Origin of the sequence: Flavobacterium sp. Root186, assembly GCF_001428525.1 — a bacterium.
Taxonomy (GTDB): Bacteria; Bacteroidota; Bacteroidia; order Flavobacteriales; family Flavobacteriaceae; genus Flavobacterium.
In genome coordinates this window covers 379,640-403,601 of record NZ_LMHW01000011.1, presented here as the reverse complement: position 1 = coordinate 403,601, position 23,962 = coordinate 379,640, and the positions used below count along the sequence as shown (strand labels likewise).

Genomic DNA, 23,962 nt, shown 5'->3' with positions numbered 1-23,962 from the left:
CTAAAGCCCCATATTATGAAAACTACAAAAATGGTATTACTTTTTATCATTCTAATCTCATTCGGTGCCTGTAAAAAAGACGCAAAGGGAGAGAAAGATAATTATACAACTGTAAACAAAAATGCTGCAGCTTCTGAGTGTTTGGCTCCTGCTAATTGGTTTACGATCGTAAACAACACTCGCCAGACTCCTCCTCCTAATGAAGGCCCAACAAGTGTATTTGCCAACAATGCAACAGTAACAAATTGCGACTTTCATCAATGGTCATGGCAAAAATTTCTTTGGCTGACTAATGAAGTCAACGGAAAACCCTTCTTTATGACTAATCTGATTCAGGTGAATGCAGCAGGTCAGAAATTAGATCCAAGTAATGGGATTGTTTTAACGGATACTGCTCAGGCAAGTGGCAGCACTGATATTTTAAAAACACCTAATTATTCATCGGGAGTTCCTAAATCTACAACGGTCTACTATTCTATATTTATGGACAAACTTCTTTACGGAACAATGATAAAATACGGTCCAATTGCAAAAAGTGATTCTACTAAAGTGAAAGGTGTAACTTTTCCTGTAGGCTCATTAGAACTTAAAACTTCCTGGATTGATGCGAGCGTTCTTAAAGATCCTTCTTCTTATTTTATTACTCAGGGCGTGATAAATGGAGTAAAAACAAAAGTAGCACTTTTGGGAATGCACGTAGTTGGAGTTGTAGAAAATCATCCAGAATTTGTGTGGGCTACTTTTGAGCATGAAAATCTTGCACCTGCTTACGATTGGTCAAAAGCTACGCCAACAACAGATGCGCCGGTGACAAGTACAGTTGATTATCCTTTTTTTAATAAAAACAGCACTGCAACAGTTATTAATATAACTTCAGGAAATGGAATTTATACCGATGTCTTTTCTGTTTACAAGTATGGCGTTCCTGTTGAAAAAGCAATGAAAGGTTCTCATAATGTTCAGCTTTTTATGCAAACCAGCCAAAATGGTTCAGAGAACTTAAATAATATTCGCACTATTAATCAAAGCGTTAAGACACAGCTAACAGGTATCTGGAACAATTATTTTTACAATGGTTCACTATGGATTAATACGGCAGGATATAATGATACTCCGGCACAAGCGGCTTTATTAGACTCTCTGAGTTATGACCTTTCAAATTCAGCACCTGGAAAATTAACCAGAGGTTCTGTTTCAGCCTACAATATTACTATGGAAACCTATGTTCAGGTCGGTTTTAATCCAACATCAATACACGGAAATTCAGTAAGCAATCTTGTTAATTGTTTCTCTTGCCACAATACATCTGATAATAACACTAATTCACCTCTTTATATAAGCCATGTTTTTACCGGATATGTACAAAGTCTGCAGGGGTTAAACAGAAAACAAATCAAAGATAAGCATGTTAAAGAAATTGTTAAACAATTCAATCTGCGTCTAAAATTAAGAACCAAACAATAAGCAACTTTACTTTTAAATTTAATAAATATAAAAACCACAAACTTCTGTTTGTGGTTTTATGCTTTATTCATGAAGCATAAGATTAAAGATTCTATTAGATTTTTTTAAATTACTGTGTGAACATTTTGCTCAAACCTCTTTTAAATCCGAGTAAAACAAGAAAACCTTTGCGGCTTTACAACTTTGTAACTTTGCCTCTTTAAATTTCAATACCACTTTTTAAATTCCTAATTTCGCTTTCGAATAAGAAAGAGAGAAATGAAGGTATGTATTGCTGAGAAACCAAGTGTAGCACGCGAAATCGCATCCGTTTTGGGCGCCAATACCAAACACGACGGATATTACGAAGGCAACGGTTATGCCGTAACCTACACTTTTGGGCATTTATGTACCTTAAAAGAACCCAACGATTATAAACCGCACTGGAAAAGCTGGGATTTAAATAACCTCCCAATGCTTCCCGAAAAATTCGAAACCAAAGTCGTTCAGAATTCGGGAATTCAGAAACAGTTTAAAATTATCAAAAGTCTTTTCGACAAAGCCGAATTAGTCATAAACTGCGGGGATGCCGGGCAGGAAGGAGAATTAATTCAGCGCTGGGTTATGAACGAAGCGCATTACAAAGGCGAAATAAAACGCTTGTGGATTTCATCCCTAACCACCGAAGCCATAAAAGAAGGTTTTGACAACCTAAAACCCTCTGAAAACTATGATAATTTATTCTATGCCGGATTTTCAAGAGCGATTGGCGATTGGCTTCTCGGAATGAATGCAACACGTTTGTATACCGTAAAACATGGCGGTTACAAACAAGTTTTGTCTATTGGACGCGTGCAGACGCCGACATTGGCAATGGTTGTGGACCGATTTAAAGAAATCGAAAATTTTAAACCTCAACCCTATTGGGAATTGCAGACTTTATACAGAGAAACACTTTTTAGTTATGAAGAAGGCCGTTTCCTGAAAAAAGAAGACGGAGAAATTCTGGCTGAAAAAGTCAAAGAAAGTGATTTTGAAATTGTTTCTGTCGATAAAAAGAATGGGAACGAATACGCTCCAAAACTTTTTGACTTAACAGGTTTACAGGTTTATTGCAATCAAAAATTCGGATTTTCGGCAGAAGAAACGCTTAAAATTGCACAGACTTTATACGAGCAGAAAGCCATCACCTATCCCAGAGTTGATACGACTTTTCTTCCGGGAGATATTTACCCAAAAGTATCGGGAATTCTGCAAAAACTGACGCATTATGCTCATTTAACAGAACCTCTTTTAGGAAAGAAAATTAAAAAATCGCCAAAGGTTTTCAACGATAAAAAAGTAACCGATCACCATGCGATTATTCCAACAGGAATCGAAATTAATCTGCCGTACAATCAGCAGCAGGTTTATGATATTATTGTAAAACGTTTTATTGCGGTTTTTTATGATGATTGTCTCGTTGCCAACACCACAGTTATTGGAAAAGCAGCCGATGTAACTTTTAAAGCTACAGGAAAAGAAATCCTGAAAAAAGGTTTCCGTGTTGTTTTTGAAGATCCAAATGCTAAAGAAAAAGAACCCGATTTATTACCAAGTTTTGTTGTGGGTGAAAAAGGGCCGCATGAACCTTCTTTCCTTCAAAAAGAAACCAAACCGCCCAATCATTTTACCGAAGCAACTTTACTGCGTGCCATGGAAACCGCAGGAAAACAAGTTGACGACGAAGATTTGCGTGAATTAATGAAAGAAAACGGAATAGGGCGTCCGTCAACGCGTGCTAATATTATCGAAACGCTTTTTAAACGTCAGTATATTGTCCGCAATAAAAAACAGGTTTTGCCAACAACAACCGGAATTCAGTTAATTGATACGATTCAGAATGAATTAATAAAATCGGCAGAACTTACGGGTTCTTGGGAAAAGCAGTTAAAAGATATTGAAAAAGGAACTTATACTGCTTCTGCTTTCATAAAAAACATGAAACGTATGGTCGAAGCTTTGGTCACCGAAGTTCGAAGTGAAACAAGGCACGCTAATATTTCGCACGCCGCAACGATTCAGAAACCAGTTGTAAAACCCGAGAAAAAGAAAGCCGACGGAATTTTGGCAGAAACGTGTCCGAAATGTCAGAAAGGGAATCTTATAAAAGGAAAATCGGCTTTTGGATGCAGCGAATATAAATCGGGGTGCGATTTTCTACTGCCTAATGTTTTTTTAGATAAAAAAATTACAGAAAGTCAGTATTTACGATTGGTTCAAAAAGGCTCAACTGTAAATATAAAAGGTTTTAAAACCGAATCTGGAACCGTTGAAGGTTTAATTCGTTTTGAAGAAAATTACAAACTCAAATTAGAACCGAAGAAAACCGAAGGGAAGAAAACAACGCAGGAAACATTAGATTCTTTAACTTGTCCGAAATGCAAAAAAGGAACAATTCTTAAAGGAAAAACCGCTTACGGCTGCTCAGAATATAAATCGGGCTGTGATTTTAAAGTTACTTTTGATGAAGTCCGTGCCAAACTAAAAGATCAAAAGCCAACGAAAGAATTGGTGTATTCGATTTTGGAAGAAAGCGTTTAGTTTTTTTGCCACAGATTAAAGGACTAGCAAAGATTTTTTTATTTTTTTTGCCGCGACTCGACCGAAGGTAATTGACGAAGTAATTACTCGAATTTCCACGAATTTATTTTTCACGCAGATTTGAAGAGATTTAAGCAGATACTCGCAGATTATATAATTCTGCATCAAAATTAAATCTGCCTGAATCTGCTGAATCTGCGTGAAACAAACATCATTTTAATCCTTTAATCTGTGGCAAAACATCTCCAGTTTTTCAAAAAGAAATTCGTAAAAATTAGTGTAATTTGTGGCAAACTTTTTTTTCATACTTTAGTGCTTCCATTTAACATCAAAAACTCATAAATATGTTTCAGAAAATTACTCTTTTAGCGCTTGTATTAGCTGTTGTTTCCTGCCAGAAAAAGGAATCTGTAGAAAAAGATAAAATCAAAATTGCCGACTGGCTGATCGGAAACTGGGAAAATACTTCTCCAGACGGTGTTTTAACCGAAAACTGGGAAAAACTAAACGACAGTACTTTTAATGCTTCTTCCTACTTTATAAAAGGAAAAGACACTTTACATTTTGAAACTATTGTTTTGGCTCAAAAAGGCGAAACTTTAACTTATTTCGCAACCGTAAAAGGTCAAAATGAAGATAAAGCCGTGGCTTTTCCATCTACTGCAGAATCAGACAAACAATTGGTTTTTGAAAACGCAAAACACGATTATCCTCAAAAAATCACCTATACAAAAGGCACAAATAATACTTTAACGGCTGAAATTTCCGGGAATTTGAATGGAAAACCGAGTTCAGAGAAATTTGTTATGACGAAGAAATAATAATGAAATTAAAGTTATTTTTAATAAGCGTAATACTTTCATTTTTATCTTGCGGACAATCTAAAATGAAAATATCAACTAATGCTATGCAGAAATTTGAAAATTTCAAAAACAAAGAAAAATTTCTACCAGACAATACTATTTTTTATCCAGGAATTGGTGATGAAAAATTAAAATCTATTTTGACAGAAAAAATTAATTTAATGGCAGATGATTTTAAAAAGATTGCTGAATCAAAGAATCCTACAGATGAAAATTATCAAAATGCAATAAAAACTGGGCTTAATCGATTTTCAGAAATTTATCTTGAATTGGATACTGAAAATCGTGAAAGAATTTGTACTTATTTTGAAGAATTAATGGATATTGTCGGTCTGGAAAGTTCAGATGGACAATTGAATGATTTTATGTATGATTTTGATCCAAATCAAAACTAAGAATAATCTTTACTAGGTGATTTAATTTGTTTTACTTTCAGTTTTAAAAAAAGAACCAAAGGTTCAACCTGTTTTGTAGAGCTGGACTTCAGTCCAGTTTAGACAAAAAATTATTCGTTTTCTCCGATTTTATTCACCATAAAAATCATCAGAATACCTAAAAGTGCCATAACAAGAAAAGCCCATTTCATACTTAAATATTCAGAGATAAAACCAACCATTGGCGGCACCAATAAAAATCCTAAATAACCAATAGTAGAAATAGAAGTTAATGCCGAACCGCTGCTGAGTTTTGACGATCTTCCGGCAATACTGAACACTAACGGAACCACACAGGAGACCCCAAATCCTATTAAAACATAACCAAAAATAGTTGGGTATGCGTAAGGCAGAATAAAACAAAGTGCGAAACCAACAGTGATTAAAATTCCGCTGTAAAGCAGAATTTTTTTAGTCCCGAATTTCATAACACCATAATCACCAAATATACGTCCTAAAGTTACCGCTGTAGCAAAAAACACAAATGCTGCACTGGTTAACTTTGGCGAAGCCTTTAGTATATTTTCAAAATAAATACCGCTCCAGTCGTACATTGTATTTTCGCAAGCCATGGAGACAAAACAAATCAAGGCAAACTTGACAAGATTTTTTTCCGGCATTGAAAAGAACTTCTTTTTAACCGGTACAGGATCATTATGAATACTTAACGGGTAAAAACAAGCCGTAAGTGCCAGCATAAAAACACTTACTCCTAATAAATGATGTGAAGGTGCAATATGCTGCGTTACCATCACATAACCTAAACCTGCACCCGAAAAAACGGCAATACTCCAAACTGCATGAAAACGGGTTATAATTGATTTTGGATATAATTTTTGAACTTCCAGGGATTGCGCATTGATCGATAAATTGAAAATATTACGCGAAGCACCAAAAATTAAAAGTATAATAACCAGCTGCCATACAAAAGCGGCTAAACCCGGTAAAGAAAGAACAATATTAAACATAATCGCTCCTAAAAGCATAATATAACGACTGCTGTACTTATTTAATAACTTTCCTGTAAATGGCATTGTAAGCATTAAACCAATTGGAAATGCAAATAAAACAGCTCCAAACTCCGCTTCGCTTAAATGCAATTGCGCTTGTATATGCGGAATTCTGGATACCCAGGAAGAATAACCAAAACCGGAAAGGAAAAAAAACACAGTATTTGCTATACGGAATCCTCGGGGTGTATTTTGTATTTTTTTGAAGAAAGGTAAAATCATGAAGTCTGTTTTTCAGATTGCAAAAATAAAGCTTTTAAAGGGAATTACTGTTCTTTTTACATTTAATAAAAGCCTGCAATTTTCAGTTTTTCTTCCTACCGATTATAACAAAATCATTAACAAATGAACTCAAATAATATTTGTTAGCGGAATTATAATTTTTACATTTGCGTTGTTTTTATTTATTCTAAATAACAGCGATAACTATTTAAAAAGAAAACCATGAATTATTCTAACCAAATTACTAAGCAGTTTCTTTATACAATCTGCTTGTTCCTTATTTTTATTGGTGCTGTAAATGCCCAGCAAAATAACGGAAAAATTAAAGGAACGATAACAACATCTGACGGTGAACCGGCACTTGGCGTAAACATCATCCTTAAAAACTCAAAATACGGAACTGTTTCTACCGAAGATGGTTCTTTTGAATTTAATAGAGTAAAACCAAATACATACACCGTTCAGGTTTCCTTAACGGGTTACGAAACTCTTGAACAAGAAGTCACTGTTACCAGCGGTGAAACGGCAATATTAAGCCTGCAATTGAGAGTTTCAAACAAGCAGTTAAAGGAAGTTATTATTACCAATTCGAGAGGAAAAGCATTCCCAAAACAAAGTACTTATGTTTCTAAAATGCCTCTTAAAAACATCGAAAATCCACAGGTTTACAATGTGGTTTCTTCTGAATTAATGAAAGAACAAGCTATTACCGCTTATGACGATGCTTTAAAAAATGTACCGGGAATTCAAAAATTATGGGAATCTACAGGCCGCGGCGGCGATGGCGGTTCGTATTATACATTACGTGGATTTGAAGCTCAGGCAAATATCGTAAACGGATTACCGGGCTTAACTAACGGAAGTCTTGATCCTGCAAACATTGAAAGAATTGAAGTGATCAAAGGACCATCCGGAACTTTATTTGGCAGCAGTTTAATTTCTTACGGAGGTCTTGTTAATACCGTAACCAAAAAACCATACGAAGGTTTTGGCGGGGAATTCTCCTATACAGCAGGAAGTTTTGGCCTTAACAGAGTTACCGCTGACGTTAATACACGATTAGATGATAATAATGATATTTCATTTAGGGTTAATGCTTCTTACCAAACAGAAAACAGTTTTCAGGATTCAGGATTCCGTACAGCACTTTTTGTTGCTCCTTCCCTTTCTTATAAAGTAAATGACAAATTATCTTTTCTTATTAATACAGAGTTTATGCAGGAAGAAAAAACAACGCCTCCAATGTTATTTTTAGGCAGAGAATCCCAGCTTCAGTTCGCAAATCTGGATGAACTGAACTATAATACACATCTTTCTTTTTCTGGTAATGATTTAAGTATGAAAAACCCAAGGTTCAATTTACAGGCTCAGATGAATTACAAAATTTCTGATCAATGGACTTCACAAACGATTTTTTCAAGAGGTTCTTCAAAGTCTGATGGTTATTACTCATATATTTATGACAATCAAAATGGTACGAAAGAATTTGGTCTAAGTCTTACTAAAGAACAGTCACAAACTACAACAACAGATATTCAGCAAAATTTTGTAGGCGATTTCAAAATCGGAAACATGCGTAATCGTTTAGTTGCCGGATTTGATTATTTTGCAAAAGAAGTAATGTTTGGCGGCAGCGGATATGCATGGCTATACAATGTAACAGCCCAGGGAGATGTAAGTTATATTGATCCTGAAACCGGTATCGAACATGATCCGAGATATCCTACCCGCAGTTCTGTAGATAATGTTTTGGCATCTGCCGGAACAACAAATTATACTAGTAAAGAAGCGACATATAGTGCTTATGCATCTGATGTTATTAATATAACGCCAAGTTTATTGGCAATGGCGAGTTTACGTGTTGATTATTTTGATACTGAAGCTGATGTAACAACAGATGAAGATGATTATGATCAAACTGCTTTATCTCCAAAATTTGGTTTGCTTTATCAGCCAATACAAGATAAACTTGCCGTGTTTGCCAATTATATGAATGGTTTTAAAAATATTTCTCCAGCCATTGTATATGATGAAGTTACAGAAGAACCAACGGGAACAAAAACGTTCAAACCAGAACATGCCAACCAATTAGAATTTGGAGTAAAAGCAAATCTTTTAGCTGATAAACTAAATGCTACGGTAAGTTATTATAACATTGAAGTAGATAATTTAGTTACTGCAGCTCCCGGAAGCCCGATAAATACAGTACAAGGAGGTTCAGCAAAAAGCACAGGATTCGAATTTGATTTGAATGCTGCACCTCTAAAAGGTGTAAGCATCATAGCAGGTTATAGCCATAATGATAGCAAAATAGTAAAAGGAGATGAGGCAAATTCATGGCTTGAAACCGGAAAAAGACCATTTTGGTCAGGGCCTAAAAATCTTGTAAATCTTTGGGCAACTTATAAATTTGATGAAGGTTTCTTAGAAGATTTCGGAATTGGTTTTGGAGGAAATTACGCCAGCGACAATGTTATTTTAGACAGTCAGGTAACAGGAAAATTTGTTCTGCCGGAATACACCGTAATCAATGGTTCGATTTTTTATAGTTCGACTAAATTTCGTGTAGCTTTAAATATCAACAATATCGGAAATAAAGATTATTTTAATGGCGGATGGTCTACGGTTAATCCACAAAAACCAAGAAATGCGTTATTAAGTTTTTCTTATAAATTCTAAAGATTTGTCAAGTGCAGTTTAGTATTTTTCAGGCTGAGCTAAGTCGAAGCTCACGTACTGTACTGCCCTTCGACTTAGCTTAGGGTGACAGACATTAAAAAAGGGATTAATTTCTATTAATCCCTTTTTTAATTTTTCAATTTACTCGGCAAATACCCTAAAGTCTTTTTAAAAGCAACCGTAAAATGATGCGGATTTTTATAGCCCAATTCTTCAGAAACAACAGAAATAGGCATATCTTTTTCTAAAATCAATTGTTTTGCATATTCCATTCTAACCTGCGTTAAGTAATTGAAAACCGTTGTATTAAAAACCAATTTAAAATATTTCTTGATTTTAAAATTATTCAAACCAACTTGTGCAGCGATACTCGCCAGAGTATGTTTTTCTTTAAATTGTGTTTTTAAGATATTTTCTACAGCAAGAATTTTAATATAATCGCAGGCACTTAATTCTACATTCACCTTTGTATTTTCTTCTTCATTTATAATCGTAAATAAATACGAAAGAATCTCCACTACTTTCGATTCTAAAAAGGCTTTTTTAATCGCGCCGGAATATGTACACTGCAAAATATCTTCAATTAAAATATTCAATTTTGGCGAAATACTTTTACTGTTTTCCCACATCACATATTCTGTTTTATTGGTCAGCGCTTCTGCTAATAAGGGAATTGTAGCTTTTAAATTCGGATAAAATAATTGCTGCAGATAATCTTCTGTAAACGTAATTTCGAGTGTTCTTCTTTTTTTAGTCCGATAATTTAAAATACCTTTTATTTTAGGCAGATAAAATAAATTATAATGTCCCTGCGGAACATAAATGCCTCTTTCCTCTGGATTTTCGGGGCAATATTCATTATCACCTTCCATTTCTATATGGAGTTTTACAAACGAAAAATCATGTTCTACTTCTATAGAATACGATCCATCGGCAACGGTAACATCGCGCGCAACCACATGAATTCCGTCAAGCATAATATCTGTAATGATACCCTTAATTCCTTTATAGTCGTAATTGATTTTCTTTTCGATAAGATCCTCTTTATTAAACCGAATTGGGTCATTAACCACAACCAGTTCCTTTTTAAAGATATCGCTTCTCATCATTGTTTTCATTCCTAAAAATTGTTTATGGCTGGGTTGGTTAAATGTATTTTGATCAATTATAACTAACTCTTTCTAAGAGCATTCAACAAAATCCCTTTTGCGTTTATATTAATCCTTATTGCGTTTATTATGTTTTTTTTATCCTCTTACTTTTGCGGTAAAATTAACAATTTATAACCAATCTAAATAAACACAACATGTTTTTTATTAAAACCATTCAAAGAAAAATGTTAAGCAAGCTTGTTTATGCTGTTTTATTTTGCTGCTTATTAGCAACAAAAACATTTGCACAGCAAAATACAGGCTCAATAAAAGGAAACGTAATTACATCTGACGATCAAAATGCCGGATCTGTAAATATTGTAATTCCTGAAATAAAAAAATCAGCCATTACAGACGAAAATGGTGTTTTTATTTTGCATAAAATTCCAACCGGAACCTATCAAATTGAGATTAACATGATGGGACATAAACCATTAAAACAAGAAATTACGGTAAATACAAACGAAACTACAAACATTTCTTTTCAGCTGGAATCTTCTTTAAAAGAACTTCAGGAAGTTGTGGTGGTTTCCGGAGCTAAAAAATTTGCAGAAAAAAAGAGCGAATATGTTGCCCGTTTACCAATTAGCAATCTCGAAAATCCGCAGGTTTATACCGTAGTTCCAAAAGAACTTTTCCAGGAACAGATTGCAGTCGATTTTAGAAGTGCCTTAAATACGGCACCTGGATTAAACAACGTAACCTTAAGCGTGGGTTCAGGCGGAGTTGGTTTGAGCTTAAGAATGCGAGGTTTTAGCGGTGCATCGGCAGCGGGATCAATCCGTAACGGAATGAATACCAACTGGGTAACTTTAAGCGATCCTGTAAATCTTGAAAGTATCGAAGTTATCAAAGGGCCATCTGCCACTTTATTTGGTTCTGCATTAACCACTTATGGAGGTTTAATTAACAGAGTTACCAAAAAACCTTTTGACGTTATGAAAGGCGAAGTAAGCTACACAACCGGAAGCTGGGCTTTAAGCCGTACGACAATCGATTTCAACACGCCTTTAAACGAAGAAAAAACTATGCTTTTTAGAATAAATGCTGCCCTTGACAATCAAAAAACATGGCAGGATTACGGTAAAAGCAGCACATTTGTTGTCGCTCCGTCGTTTACTTATAAAGCAAGTGACCGCTTAACTTTAGATTTTGATTTAGAATTGTATAAAGGAAGCCGAAACTCTATTTCTATTGGTTTAGGTTCAGGAACACCGCCAGTTGCAAGCCTAGACGATTTACACTTTGATTTCAAAAAATCGTATGCAACAGATGATTTACAATCTGAAGCAAAAAACACCAATATTTTTGCACGTGCCACTTATCAATTATCTGATCAATGGGTTTCACAGACGAATTTCTCAAATGCATTTACAGACAACAAAGCCAATTATTTGTTTGTTTTAATCAACACGGCTGCCAATTCCGATATGACATTACAAAGAAGGTTATACAACATCAACAGTACATTTAAAACTTCTCAAATACAGCAAAACTTTATTGGAAATTTCAATATAGGAAGTCTTAGAAACCGTTTATTACTTGGTATCGATTATACTTATATCAGCACAAACGACAACAGATGGCTTATTAATAATTATGATGCAGCAGTTGGGAATCCTGCCTTACCCATAAACGGAAATGCTGCTTTTATTAATATGGACAAATACAAACAGCTAATCGCTGATATGACAGCTCCAACGGTTGTAAATACAAGAGATTTTAGAACGTTGAGTTTTTATGCTTCGGATGTTATTAATATTACAGATCGTTTCCTTGCCATGGCGAGCGCACGTTTTGATCATTACGAAAATAAAATTGCAAAATACAATCAAGATGCAGTTTCACCAAAATTTGGTTTAGTGTATCAGGTTGTTAAAGACAAAGTTTCGGTTTTTGGAAATTACATGAACGGATTTACAAACGTGGCTCCTGCTCCAACGGCAGACAACCCAAATGGATTAACTGAATTTAAACCAGAACATGCCAACCAATTAGAAGGTGGTGTAAAAGTGGAATTATTAGGTGGAAAATTAAACGGAACTTTGAGTTATTATGATATCGAAGTTAAAAACAAACTTCGTACAGACCCAAACAACAATATGTTTTCTGTTCAGGATGCCACACAAAGAAGTAAAGGTTTCGAAGCCGATTTAATCGCAAATCCATTTAGAGGGTTCCACGTTATTGTGGGTTATGGATATAACGAAAGTGAATACACAAAAGCCAGCCCAAATGTTCAGGGAAAGCGCCCATACTCTACTCCTGCTAACGTTGCCAACTTTTGGCTGAGCTATAAATTGTTAGACGGAAAAGCAAAAGGCCTTGGCTTCGGTTTTGGAGGAAATACACAAAGTGATAGTTATCTTAATGATGCCAATACGTTTACGGCAAACGGTTACACGACTCTGGATGCCAGCGTTTTTTACGAAAAACAAAAATTTAGATTAGGCTTAAAACTAAATAATATTGCAAACAAAGAATATTGGTCTGCAGATTATTGGGCTAATATGATGCCTACAAGACAATTAGTGGCCAACCTTACTTTCAAATTTTAATTCTTTTTTAATTAGTTATGACCAAGTTAACATCGTCATGGTTGTTGGCTTGGTTTTTACCGTTTTATATTATGACCCAAAATCCAATTCAAAAAAGGGAAAAGAAAATCAAACAAAAAAGCAAATGGAGTAAGCTTAATCACTGGCTTCATTTATGGCTGGGCTTAACTTCGGGCATTATAGTTTTTATTGTTTCGCTTACCGGCGTATTATTCGTTTTTTGTGATGATATTATTGATGGATTTGCTTATGATTCCATTTATGTTCCCGAAGTAAAAGAAAAGAGATTAACTCCCGAAGAAATTATAGCTTCGTTTAAAAAACAGCTTCCGGATCGAAAAGCGAGTTATTTTATTACGTATCGAGATCCGGAACGAACCATAAAACTGGCCTCTTCTACTAAAGATCGCGATTTACAATTTTCGTGGATTGATCCTTACACGGGAAAAGTTTTGACTTCTGGAAAAGCTTATGATTTTTTCTATGTTATTGCGCACATTCACAGCGGACATATTCCGTTTGGAAAAGTTGGAAATACAATTGTCGAAGTTTCGGTTTGGATATTTTTAATTGAATTGATAACCGGACTTATTTTATGGTGGCCAAAAAAATGGAATCGGTCTACCAGAATTCAGAGTTTTACCATCAAGAAAAATTCGACTTTTAAACGCTTAAATTACGATTTACACAATGTTCCCGGCTTTTATAATTTACTGCCGGCTTTATTGATTACGGTTACAGGTTTAATCATTGTAAATAAAACACTAAACTCGACAACACATAAAATTTTTGGCGGGGTTCCGAGAGCATACGCCGAAATTCGGGATATAAAACCCGATTATGACAGCACTAAAACTTTTGCGCCATTAAACCCTATTATTAAAAATTTATTTGCCAAAGATAAAACTGTCGAGCAGGTAAAATTGTCTATTGCTTCAAAAGACAGTATTACGACTTTGTATGCGGTTGCCGCAAAAGATATTGGTTTAAAAGGTGTTCAAAACGGAAAAACGTTTTCTATAAACCGATATACCGGAAAAGAAATCGAAATCCCTGTAAAAATATTAAACGGTTTAGATATCGACGATACAACAATGAACCTGCATATTGGTTTTTGGGCCGGATGGATTGGCAAAACGCTGACTTTATTCGTTGGACTTATCTGTATGTTTCTGCCTGTTACGGGATTTTTAATTTGGTACGGACGCCGAAATAAATCAAAAAAAACAAAATCTATTTAAAATGAAAAAAACTCTTTTACTCCTGGTTTTCTTTTGCTTTGCTAAAATATCGGCACAAGACAGCCTTACAATAGGCAGCAAACATCATATTTTTTCAAAAGCATTAAACGAAGAACGCAATTTCTGGGTTTATCTTCCGCCTGATTATAACAGCAAGAAATTTGCTCCGGCAAAATATCCGGTTGTTTATTTATTAGATGCCGAAAGTAATTTTCATTCGTTTACTGGTTTAGCACAGTCATTGGCAAAAGGTCCGTATGCTATGATTCCGCAAATGATTGTTGTAGGGATAACGAATACCAACAGAACCCGCGACCTCACTCCTACCGAAGCTAATCGACAAGCCTTTTTTGATTCGAAAAAAAAGATGTTTAACCAAAGCGGCGGAAATAAAAATTTCATCACTTTTTTAGAAAAAGAACTTCGGCCTTATATCGATTCAAACTACAGAACTTCGGGGTATAATGTTTTAAACGGGCACTCTTTTGGGGGATTAACCGCAACGAATATTCTATTAAATCATACCGAATTATTTAATTCATATATAATTATCGATCCGAGTCTTTGGTGGGATAATGAAATCATGATCAAAAAAGCCGATTCTGTTTTTAATATTAAAGATTTTAAGCAGCGAAACATTTATGTCGCAATGGCTAATAAAATCAATATTCCACAAGATACAACGACTGACATGGCAAGAGGAATCAGGAAATTTGAAAAATTACTGAAAGAGAAAAAGCCTAAAAATCTTCGCTGGGATTTTAAATTTTATGAAAATGAAGATCACGGCACAATTCCAATTCCGGCAGAATATGATGGTTTGCGTTTTTTATTTAAATCGCATTTGGTTCAGGTAAAACAAGCTGTTTTAGAACCTGCTTTAGTTGAAAAACAATATTTAAAACTTTCTGAAGAAACTGGTTTTCCTTTTCTTCCATCAGAAAATTATCTCGACTGGATGGGGAATTATTCTTTGGATATCGGCCGGACAGATCAGGCAGTTGTCTTTTTTAAATGGGCAGAAAAATATTATCCCAACAGTAAAAACGTATCCGTTAGTTTAGAAAAAGCAATTCAAAGAAAGAATCAAAAACCTGATAATTAATTTCACGAAAAGAAATCATCAATCATCTGATTTTCTTGTTTTTTATTTTTTTTGGAAGCCCTGTTCAGAATTCCGACAGGGCTTTTTCTTTATTTCTAAAACTTTATAACATTATTTCAAAATATTATTAATAATTAATCTAAATAAGCATTGTGTAACGAATATTAAACAGTACATTTGTGACACAAAATAATAACCTATAAATCAAAAATCCTGAGTGTTTATCAGGATTTTTCAATATTAATTTTAAATCTTATTACCATGAAATCAAAAACTTTTAAATTAATAACATTTGCATTTTTAATGCTTTTTGCAGCACCTCAGCTTTTTGCTCACGCACTTTGGATAGAAACTAAAGCAACCGGAACAAAAGGAAAAGCACAGGAAATTTCAATTTATTTTGGAGAATTTTCAGAAAATGATATCACAAAAGCAGACAAATGGTTTTCTGATTTAAAAGATTTTACTTTGGTATTAGTTTCTCCGTCAAAAAAAGAAACAAAACTTACTTCAAAAGCTTTAGACAATAAATATCAGGCATTTTTTACTCCGGATGAAGACGGCGTTTATACAATCGTAATGCATCATAAAGTTAAAGATGTTTACGGAACAATGGTTTTAGATTACAATTCTAGTGCAACTGTAGTTGTTGGAAACAAAACTGCAGGAAACTATGCAACGGCGAACAATAATATTATTGGCTTATTTAGCGAAAACGCAGACCTCGCAAAAAAGAACGCAAAAATCGATGGATTTGCTTTGTATGAAGGCGTATCTGCAAAAGAACAAAAAATCAAAGTAATTGCTCCAAACGGCTGGGAAAAAGAATTATGGACAGATGATAAAGGTCATTTTTCATTTACACCAATCTGGCCAGGAAACTATATGGTAGAATTTGCTTATACTGAAAAAGCTTCCGGAGACCATAACGGCAAAAAATATGATGAAATCTGGAAAATGGCTACATACTTAATTGCAGTTAAATAATTTTCTAATTATTTTTTAGAGTTTAATTTTCGATTAAACCTTGCTCTTTCGGGCAAGGTTTTTTTGTTTTAGGCATTTAATTCTATAGACAATAAAAATGTTTAAAGCAAAATCTTAAGCAAATCTTAAGACAAAACTAATAAAACTTTAAGTAATATAATCACCTCATAATTTTTTGTTAAGGTCTTCACAGTTCTATATTTGCATTCGATAATTTTTATTGAATCTAAATAAATACCATGAAACATAATTTAATACTATTCTTAGCCTTAATAAGTTTTGCTTCTTCTTATAGTCAAAATTATACAAGTACAGAAAGTAGTACAGCAGCAGATACCGTAAAAAACAAAAAAGGAGAAATCCTTAATGAAGTATTAATTACTGCAAATAAACCTAAAAAGCCAGTTGAAGCAGCACGTTCAGGCATTAAAGTAATGGACTTGCCACAAAGTGTTCAGGTTATTGGCAGCGAAGTAATCGAACAACAACAAGCCATTAGATTAAGTGAAGTAGTAAAAAACCTTAATGGTGTTTATGTAGGATCTGCTCGTGGTGGTGCTCAGGAATCATTCTTTTCAAGAGGTTATGATATGAGTGCCAATAATATGTTTAAAAATGGTTTTCGATATAATGCCGGTTCTATACCTGAGGTTTCTTCTTTAGAAAAAGTTGAATTTTTAAAAGGAGGTTCCGCTTTATTGTATGGGAATGTTGCTCCTGGCGGAATCATGAATTTAGTTACCAAAACACCAAAATTTACAAGCGGCGGAGAAGTTTCTATGCAAATGGGAAGTTACTCTTATTACAAACCATCTGTTGACTTTTACGGACCTTTAAATAAATCTATTGCTTACAGATTTACAGGATCTTATGAAAATTCAGAAAGCTTTAGGGATTTTGTAAAGAACGAACGTATTTATATCAATCCTTCCTTCCTGTTTCATCTTTCAGATAAAACCCAAATTACATTACAAGGAGATTATTTAAGTGCCGACTGGACTCCGGATTTTGGAACCGGAATCTACGGAAAAACAATTTTAGACTTACCTCGTAACGAATTCTTCGGGGCGCTTTGGTCTACTGCAAATACTAAATCTTCCAGCGCTTCTTTATTATTTAATCATGATTTTAATAAAAACTGGAAATTAAATTTTAATTCTTCTTACCAATCTTACAGAAGAACACAAACTTCTACAGCTCAATTAAGTACAATTGATGCAAATGGAAACTGGAAACGTGGTTTAACAAAAGCGGATGGTGCCGAACAAATATTTGGAGACCAATTAAGTTTACAGGGGACTTTTAATACAGGAAGTGTAAAACACCAAATTTTTACTGGTGCTGATTACGAAAACTCTTTAGCTCCAAATTATACTTTTGGATTCTATGCTCCCGGAAAACCTGCAGACCTTTTAACAACAGAAGCTACGGCTATAAACTTATATACTTACGATTATAGCACACAAAGTACTGTTGTTCCTTATCCAACAAGAACTACTCAATTAACAAGTACAGAAACGCAGCGTTTTGGAGCTTATTTTCAAGATTTAGTTTCGATTAATCAATACATAAAAGTTCTGGCCGGATTACGCTGGTCGTGGCAGCAAAGCGAAGCTACCACTACAAAAGAAGTGATAGAGAAAAAGAATAATGTAAATGTCATTACCACTGCTTACGAAAATGCATTACCTGTAACTGGTGCTAAAGCTGTAAACAAAGCTTTCTCACCAAAAGCAGGACTGGTTGTGCAGCCTACTAAAGATTTGTCTTTGTTTGCAAGTTATTCCAACTCTTTTACTCCAAATACAGGAACAACAGTAGATTCAAAATCATTAGATCCATCTATTATAGATCAATATGAAGTTGGTGTGAAAAAAGATTTCTTTAGAGGTCTTTTGACAACAAACGTAACATTATATCAAATTACCAATGATAATTTAGCACAAACGGCTCAATTTGCATCAGACGGTGTTACACAAAACGTTAATACTAATATAAAAGAATTGGTTGGAGCTACAAAAGGAAAAGGAGTTGAAATAGATATTACTGCGACACCCGTAGAAGGTTTGAACATTATGGCTGGTTATAGCTTTAATGAAACCAAAGTATCGAAATCATCTGGCACAAGCGGAAGCCTTGTTGTTGGAGATGTTTTAGCAAGAACTCCAAAAAATACTGCCAATTTGAGTTTCTTCTATAAATTACCTAGCGGTTTATTAAAAGGAATCACTTTTGGAGCTATCGGAAACTATGTTGGTGACCGTACAGGAGGTTGGAATGATGATTATTTATGGACAGAAAATACCCCTTCAACCAATCCAAAAACATATACGGTAACAATTAGAGATCGTGATATTCCGTTAGAAGGATACGTTACTGTAGATGCTTCTCTTGGATATGAATGGAAAAAATTCTCAATCTTATGCAGATTATCAAACATAACAAACGAATTGAATTATACAGTTCACGAAAATTATAGTGTGAATCCTATCGCGCCTCGTCAAATTATGACAAGCTTACGATACAAGTTCTAAAAATTTGAATTAGATTTTTTTCCATTTAGCATTTTCTGATTATTAGAAATCAGAGTGTTCTTTTGGAAATTTTAAACCTCATCTTGCAAAAGGTGAGGTTTTTTATTTTGTTGAAAAATGTCCTTTATTTATAAGTACTTTTGCCATTGAACACCACTTTAATCTTAACTTTCAAATATGTCAGATTTCAAACAAAACCAATTAAAAAAAACGCTTGGATTAAGTTTTAACATTGCAGTATTAATTGGTGGAACAATTGGAGTTGGAATTCTGCGAACACCAGGTTCCATTGCAGGATTATTAAATAATTATTGGCTCATTCTTGCTTCGTGGATTTTTGGAGGTTTATACGTTTTACTTGGGGCCAATTCCTATTCAGAATTGGCGACAATGTTGCCAAAAGCCGGCGGATCTTATAATTATATTAAAAGAGCTTTAGGAGAATACGCTGGTTTTTTATCTGGCTGGTTTGATTATATTGTCAATGCCATTCCTCCTGCTTTTTACTGCATTGTAATTAGTGAATATACTATAATTTTATTTCCGTCACTTTCCAATTATTCTACCGTAATATCCATTTCGTTGTTAGCTGCTTTTGTCTTGCTGCATTTAAGCGGCGTGAAAAACGGAAGTGTGATTCAGCAAATTACAAGTTTCTTAAAAGTGATTTGTTTTGTGGCTTTGGTAATTGCCTGTTTTATGTATTCAGGAATTGAAGTTCCAAAAATCAAAACTGATAGTTCTATTTTTCAAATCGGACTTATTTTTGGATTTTTTAAATCATTACAGCTTATTATCGGAACATATAATGGCTGGAACGCCGTTTGTTTTTTTGCTGAGGAAAATGATGATCCCAGCAAAAATATTCCGAAGTCTTTATACAGCGGTGTTTTGCTGGTTGTGGCAATTTATGTTTTAGTAAATGCTGCTTTTTTTCACGTATTGCCTATTGAAACTTTAGCAAAATCAAATTTGGCTGCTGCCGATGTCGCTAAAATTCTTTTTGGAGAAAACGGTGCCATAGTTGTAACGGTGATTTCTATTTTCTCTTTAATTAGCATTTTGAATGCTTTTATGATGATTCCGCCAAGAATTCTATACGGATTAAGCCGCGATGGTTTTTTTATCGAAAAAGGGACTACTGTAAATAAAGGCGGAACGCCAATAGTCGCGCTTCTGGTTTCGTCGCTTTTCAGTTTGTTTTTAATCTGTATTGGTTCTTTTGAAGTATTATTTTCATTCGCTGCTTTTATTTCTATAATTGTTTGGGGACTGGCGTATTATTCACTTATAAAATTAAGAACCACAGAACCTGATTTACTGAGACCTTATCGTTCTTTTTGGTATCCGTGGACAACTATATTAGCGATCATCTTTTCTATTGCATTACTTGCAGGCTTTATTTACAGCGATCCTAAAAGCTTTGGAATTATTGTAGCGATTACCATTGTTTCTTATCCTTTGTTTTTGGTTTTGAAGAGAAAGAAATAAGTAGTTAAATAGGGAAAATCCCAATCCTGGAAATTTCAGGATTGGGATTTTTTTTATCTTCTGGCTTTAAAATATTCTTCTAAGTTTTCGCAACCGGATAAATCTGAACTAAATTCGGAAAATTCTTTGTTTACTCTTTTTGAACTTGAATATTCATTTTTTTCTACATAATCCATCATTCGCAAACAGAGCGCTTTAAATTTATCACTTTTTGCATTTTGACAAGCCAGCTTATAATTTGCAACAGCTTTGATTTTGTTTCGATATTCAATTTCGTCGATATAGGACTCATTTACTTCATTACTTCCATAACTAAAGCTTGAATAACGTCTCATCATCCAGGAATTACCATAATTTGACATATTATAATAACAATTTGCTATTAGAAAATAGTAATAATCCCGATCTTTAGTTTTTGGATTATTAGCTAAACTTGTATATTTTATTAAATGTTCTGTCACAGCGAGTTTAGTAACCAGATATTTTTCTCTATGTTCAATAAAAGAATTTGTGTACTTAAAATCATAAAACGGATTTTGATCAAAAACATAAGAATCTCCAAACTCACCTCTTTCCCATGCATTGTAATTATCATCCCAATATTTTTTATCTAAAGATCTAAATGCAATTAATGCATTATTTAATTGACTCTCTCTAAGATACTTAGTTCCTAATAAATCTTTAATATAATCTTTATCTTTCAAGAGTTTTGCATAAATTATTTTTTGAAATTCGGTAGAAAAACCTTTGTCTATTCGATCAACAATGGTTTGCAAATCTTTAGCAGAATACACAAAATCCAAATAATCAAAATAACGATAAAACTCCTGTAAATTACCTGATGTTTTGATTCGATTTCCTCGCCATTCTACATCATCCGAATCATATGATCGCGCTGTAGTTTCTTCAATTAGGGACATTAAAGCCAATCCATCAGTAATGTTTTCTCTAAACTCCAATTCTCTTCCTAAAGCAAAAATAAAACGTGGATCGTCTTTATATTTTAAGATAATCGGCTTAATTTCAGGTTTTATAACCGCTTTCCCTTTTTCCTGATTTGCAGTAATGCAAAGCGCTTTTATTTTCTCTATTTCATCACCTATTTTTTCAGATCGATGTGCTTTTTCAAAAAGGGAAATATTTTTTAAACATTCAGTATAATTTCTTGTAATGAATTGTAAGTTGATTTTTGAAGCTTCCCAAACAATCGGATTTTGTGTTTTAGACACATCTGCCGTATTTATAAAATCCAAAACTTCCTTTGCATACAATCTATCGTTTTCAGAGCGATTGCGCAAGGTTTCGGTTGTAACTTTTACTTTTTCGTTAATTCTCCAAAAATCTTCAAAATCTGTAGACGGATTGTAATTAGAATAATATGGAGTATAGACCCAATCTTCAATTTTATTGATTTCGCGCAAAAGTAAAAATCCTAAAATTGGAGACTTTGGATTGTTTGCGTAAATCGCTCTCAAATAATCGAGGTTTTTATCTACTTTTTGAACGGATGCATACGCATAAACATTTGCTGTTTCTTCTTTACTCTGAGCGTACTTTAAAGCTTCCTGAATTTTAAAGTCATGATGAAAATAATAATAACTTGCATAACTTTTTTCTGGAGAATTTGCCATTAAATTGGCAACATCAACCATGTATCCCGGATTTGATTTTGTAAAAGTGTAGAAAAATAAACTCCAGTAATACAAATAATCTTTTTTAGCTTTATTAAAATTAGCCTCAAAAACCGATTTTATTATATCATTCCTTCCCGAATAATAAGCTAATCTGATCGTTAAAAAAGCATATTTTCGTTTGAAATATTGGTCCTGTTCTTTATTAGTAACGTCTGCAATTTTATTTAATAATTCAGATCTGTTTTTATGATTTGACTCCTCGTTTCTTTCCCAAACATCTTCTGCATCAGCAATCATTTCACAATTCTTTGCCATTTTGAGGTAAGCAATCGCAGTTGTTTTATTATGCTGAAATAAATATTTTATAAAGTCATTATCACTCTTAGAATGAATATCAGTGTAAGATAAATTGAAATTAAAATCTTCGATAGCACCAATCGAAACTTTTTTATTGGTGTAATGATACCAGTCTGCAATATTAGAATCTACAGTAAGCTTATAATCCTCCGGATTTCTACTATAGTCAAATCCCCATAAATCGGCATTGTAAAAAAATGATTTGTATTGGGCATAATTAAAGTAATTGGGTTTAAACAGACAATATCTTACATCTTCGCCATACGGAGAATATCCACAAGCAAAACTTTGGCAAAAACTATTTGCTAAAAGAACTATAAAAACCAGAAACTTCTTCATGATTGTATTTTTTAAAAGTACTGTCGTCTAAATGGAATAATGAAATTGTTGTAGTGTCGTCTAATTCGACATTTTTTTTAATAATCGAAATCGCTTCCTGAATTGTTTTGGAATCGACTTCTTCGATTTTTAGTTGGTCACCTTTTTTTAAATAATACTCATATTCAAAAGTATAATCTTCTGTCATTTCGTACCACATTGGTTTTGTTTGCTTACTAATTTGACTAATATCTGCAGAATTAAAATTGACCAATCCGGCAAAACGATTATTATGATACCACAACGTCCAGTAAAAAACAGGCAATGCTACATCCAGATGTACGGGATAACTTCTCTTTTTATCTAAATATGATTTTAATTCATTTATATCTAAAATCGAATTTTTATCTTTTTGAGATTGTGGCTTAATCAGATTATAACACATTAAGGTCGCTTTATCGACTGGCGGAACTCCCATTATATCAGGATATTTATATGGATAAAGACGTAGCGTGCAACTTATTTCTTTTTTAGATAATTGCTTGATCTTTTTTAATAAATAGAAATATTTATCTTTTGTTGACTTGGTCCAGTCGCAATCAATCTGAATTTCAGAGTAATCGAAATTAGTAGTATCGTCATTTCCATATTGATAACGATTTTTACGGTATTTGTCTATTAGAAAAACAATATTGTCCGCTAGCTTATCCAGTGACTTTTCGTTATTATATTGAAAGATTTCATTCTTGATAAAAATGGTCGGAATAATACTAATTGAATCCATATCTCTAAATGTATATCGATCGGGACTATTTTTTTGATAAGGAAAATTCCCCATGGTTTCACTATAATCGACTTCAAAAAATTTATAGTAGATTTTCCTGACCTGCAATTTATTAAGTTGCTGAGTTGTTTCACCATTAAAAGAAGATCCATTCTTCCAGTAATAGAAAGCTCTTTCGACATTTTTAACTTTATTTTCTTTATTGGAACATCCCAAAAAAAGACAGGAAACAAACACAAATAATACGATTTTTTTCATTGCGAAGTGATTTTTGTTTTAACGTAAAATCGTACTAAAATTATATCATTTTAAAATATAAAAATCAAAAAAAGCCAACTATTTTTTAAAGAAAATGGCCTTTATTAAAATAGAAAACTAGAATGATTTTACAAGAGAAAATACCCAAATATTGTCATTTCGAGGCACTAAAAATCTTCACGAGAAGCTCGACAAAGATTGGATTCTCGTTGTGGATTTACTTGCGGAGATTCCTCGTGCCTCGGAATGACAAATAATACTTTAAAAGCAGAAAACCCGACAAGTTTGAGAAACTTGTCGGGTTTAATTT

At 33.7% G+C, this 23,962-nt stretch carries 15 protein-coding genes; 11 read left to right on the top strand and 4 right to left on the bottom strand.

Annotated elements, in window-relative coordinates:
- Positions 1–15 precede the first annotated feature (15 nt).
- The 4 genes from ASD98_RS10800 to ASD98_RS10785 all read left to right on the top strand — a co-directional run bounded on the left by ASD98_RS10800 (position 16) and on the right by ASD98_RS10785 (position 5,284).
- Positions 16–1,464 (top strand): hypothetical protein, encoded by a 1,449-nt coding sequence (locus ASD98_RS10800; protein WP_056204152.1) that lies wholly within the window; start codon positions 16–18, stop codon positions 1,462–1,464.
- A 258-nt stretch (positions 1,465–1,722) separates the two neighbouring features.
- Complete coding sequence (locus ASD98_RS10795) at positions 1,723–4,026, top strand: type IA DNA topoisomerase (protein WP_056204149.1); 2,304 nt, start codon at positions 1,723–1,725, stop codon at positions 4,024–4,026.
- Positions 4,027–4,370: 344 nt separating this feature from the next.
- Positions 4,371–4,847, top strand: a complete 477-nt coding sequence (locus tag ASD98_RS10790) for a DUF6265 family protein (RefSeq protein ID WP_056204145.1) — start codon at positions 4,371–4,373, stop codon at positions 4,845–4,847.
- 65 nt (positions 4,848–4,912) lie between these two features.
- A complete protein-coding gene (locus ASD98_RS10785) occupies positions 4,913–5,284 on the top strand; it encodes a DUF4844 domain-containing protein (protein ID WP_242412099.1) in 372 nt (123 codons plus the stop codon).
- A 110-nt stretch (positions 5,285–5,394) separates the two neighbouring features.
- Here ASD98_RS10785 and ASD98_RS10780 read toward each other — a convergent pair whose 3' ends face one another.
- Positions 5,395–6,555 (bottom strand): MFS transporter, encoded by a 1,161-nt coding sequence (locus tag ASD98_RS10780; protein WP_056204139.1) that lies wholly within the window; start codon positions 6,553–6,555, stop codon positions 5,395–5,397.
- Between the two features lie 222 nt (positions 6,556–6,777).
- Here ASD98_RS10780 and ASD98_RS10775 point away from each other — a divergent pair, with 222 nt between their 5' ends.
- Positions 6,778–9,234, top strand: coding sequence for a TonB-dependent receptor (locus ASD98_RS10775; RefSeq protein ID WP_056204135.1), 2,457 nt, complete (start codon positions 6,778–6,780; stop codon positions 9,232–9,234).
- A 128-nt stretch (positions 9,235–9,362) separates the two neighbouring features.
- On the opposite strand, the gene ASD98_RS10770 is transcribed toward ASD98_RS10775, so the two are convergent.
- Positions 9,363–10,352 carry an AraC family transcriptional regulator gene (locus ASD98_RS10770; protein ID WP_056204132.1) on the bottom strand — a complete coding sequence of 330 codons (990 nt, stop codon included), beginning with the start codon at positions 10,350–10,352 and terminating at the stop codon, positions 9,363–9,365.
- 218 nt (positions 10,353–10,570) lie between these two features.
- Between ASD98_RS10770 and ASD98_RS10765 the strand changes: the two genes are divergently transcribed.
- From ASD98_RS10765 to ASD98_RS10740, 6 genes are all read left to right on the top strand, one after another.
- Positions 10,571–12,943 (top strand): TonB-dependent receptor, encoded by a 2,373-nt coding sequence (locus tag ASD98_RS10765; RefSeq protein WP_242412098.1) that lies wholly within the window; start codon positions 10,571–10,573, stop codon positions 12,941–12,943.
- A gap of 17 nt (positions 12,944–12,960) precedes the next feature.
- The gene (locus tag ASD98_RS10760) at positions 12,961–14,184 is read left to right on the top strand and encodes a PepSY domain-containing protein (protein WP_082577834.1); all 1,224 of its coding nucleotides are present in this window, start codon (positions 12,961–12,963) and stop codon (positions 14,182–14,184) included.
- A 1-nt stretch (position 14,185) separates the two neighbouring features.
- The gene (locus tag ASD98_RS10755; protein ID WP_056204123.1) at positions 14,186–15,289 is read left to right on the top strand and encodes an alpha/beta hydrolase; all 1,104 of its coding nucleotides are present in this window, start codon (positions 14,186–14,188) and stop codon (positions 15,287–15,289) included.
- Between the two features lie 261 nt (positions 15,290–15,550).
- Positions 15,551–16,276, top strand: coding sequence for a hypothetical protein (locus ASD98_RS10750; RefSeq protein ID WP_056204120.1), 726 nt, complete (start codon positions 15,551–15,553; stop codon positions 16,274–16,276).
- 239 nt (positions 16,277–16,515) lie between these two features.
- Positions 16,516–18,810, top strand: a complete 2,295-nt coding sequence (locus tag ASD98_RS10745; protein WP_056204118.1) for a TonB-dependent siderophore receptor — start codon at positions 16,516–16,518, stop codon at positions 18,808–18,810.
- 177 nt (positions 18,811–18,987) lie between these two features.
- Entirely contained in the window at positions 18,988–20,301 is a 1,314-nt protein-coding gene (locus tag ASD98_RS10740) for an APC family permease (protein ID WP_056204115.1), read from the top strand.
- A 53-nt stretch (positions 20,302–20,354) separates the two neighbouring features.
- Here the strand turns inward: ASD98_RS10740 and ASD98_RS10735 are convergent, their stop codons facing one another.
- Positions 20,355–22,631 carry a hypothetical protein gene (locus ASD98_RS10735; protein WP_056204111.1) on the bottom strand — a complete coding sequence of 759 codons (2,277 nt, stop codon included), beginning with the start codon at positions 22,629–22,631 and terminating at the stop codon, positions 20,355–20,357.
- The gene (locus tag ASD98_RS10730; protein WP_056204109.1) at positions 22,591–23,652 is read right to left on the bottom strand and encodes a hypothetical protein; all 1,062 of its coding nucleotides are present in this window, start codon (positions 23,650–23,652) and stop codon (positions 22,591–22,593) included. Before ASD98_RS10730 ends, ASD98_RS10735 begins: the two co-directional genes overlap by 41 nt.
- Positions 23,653–23,962: the final 310 nt, after the last annotated feature.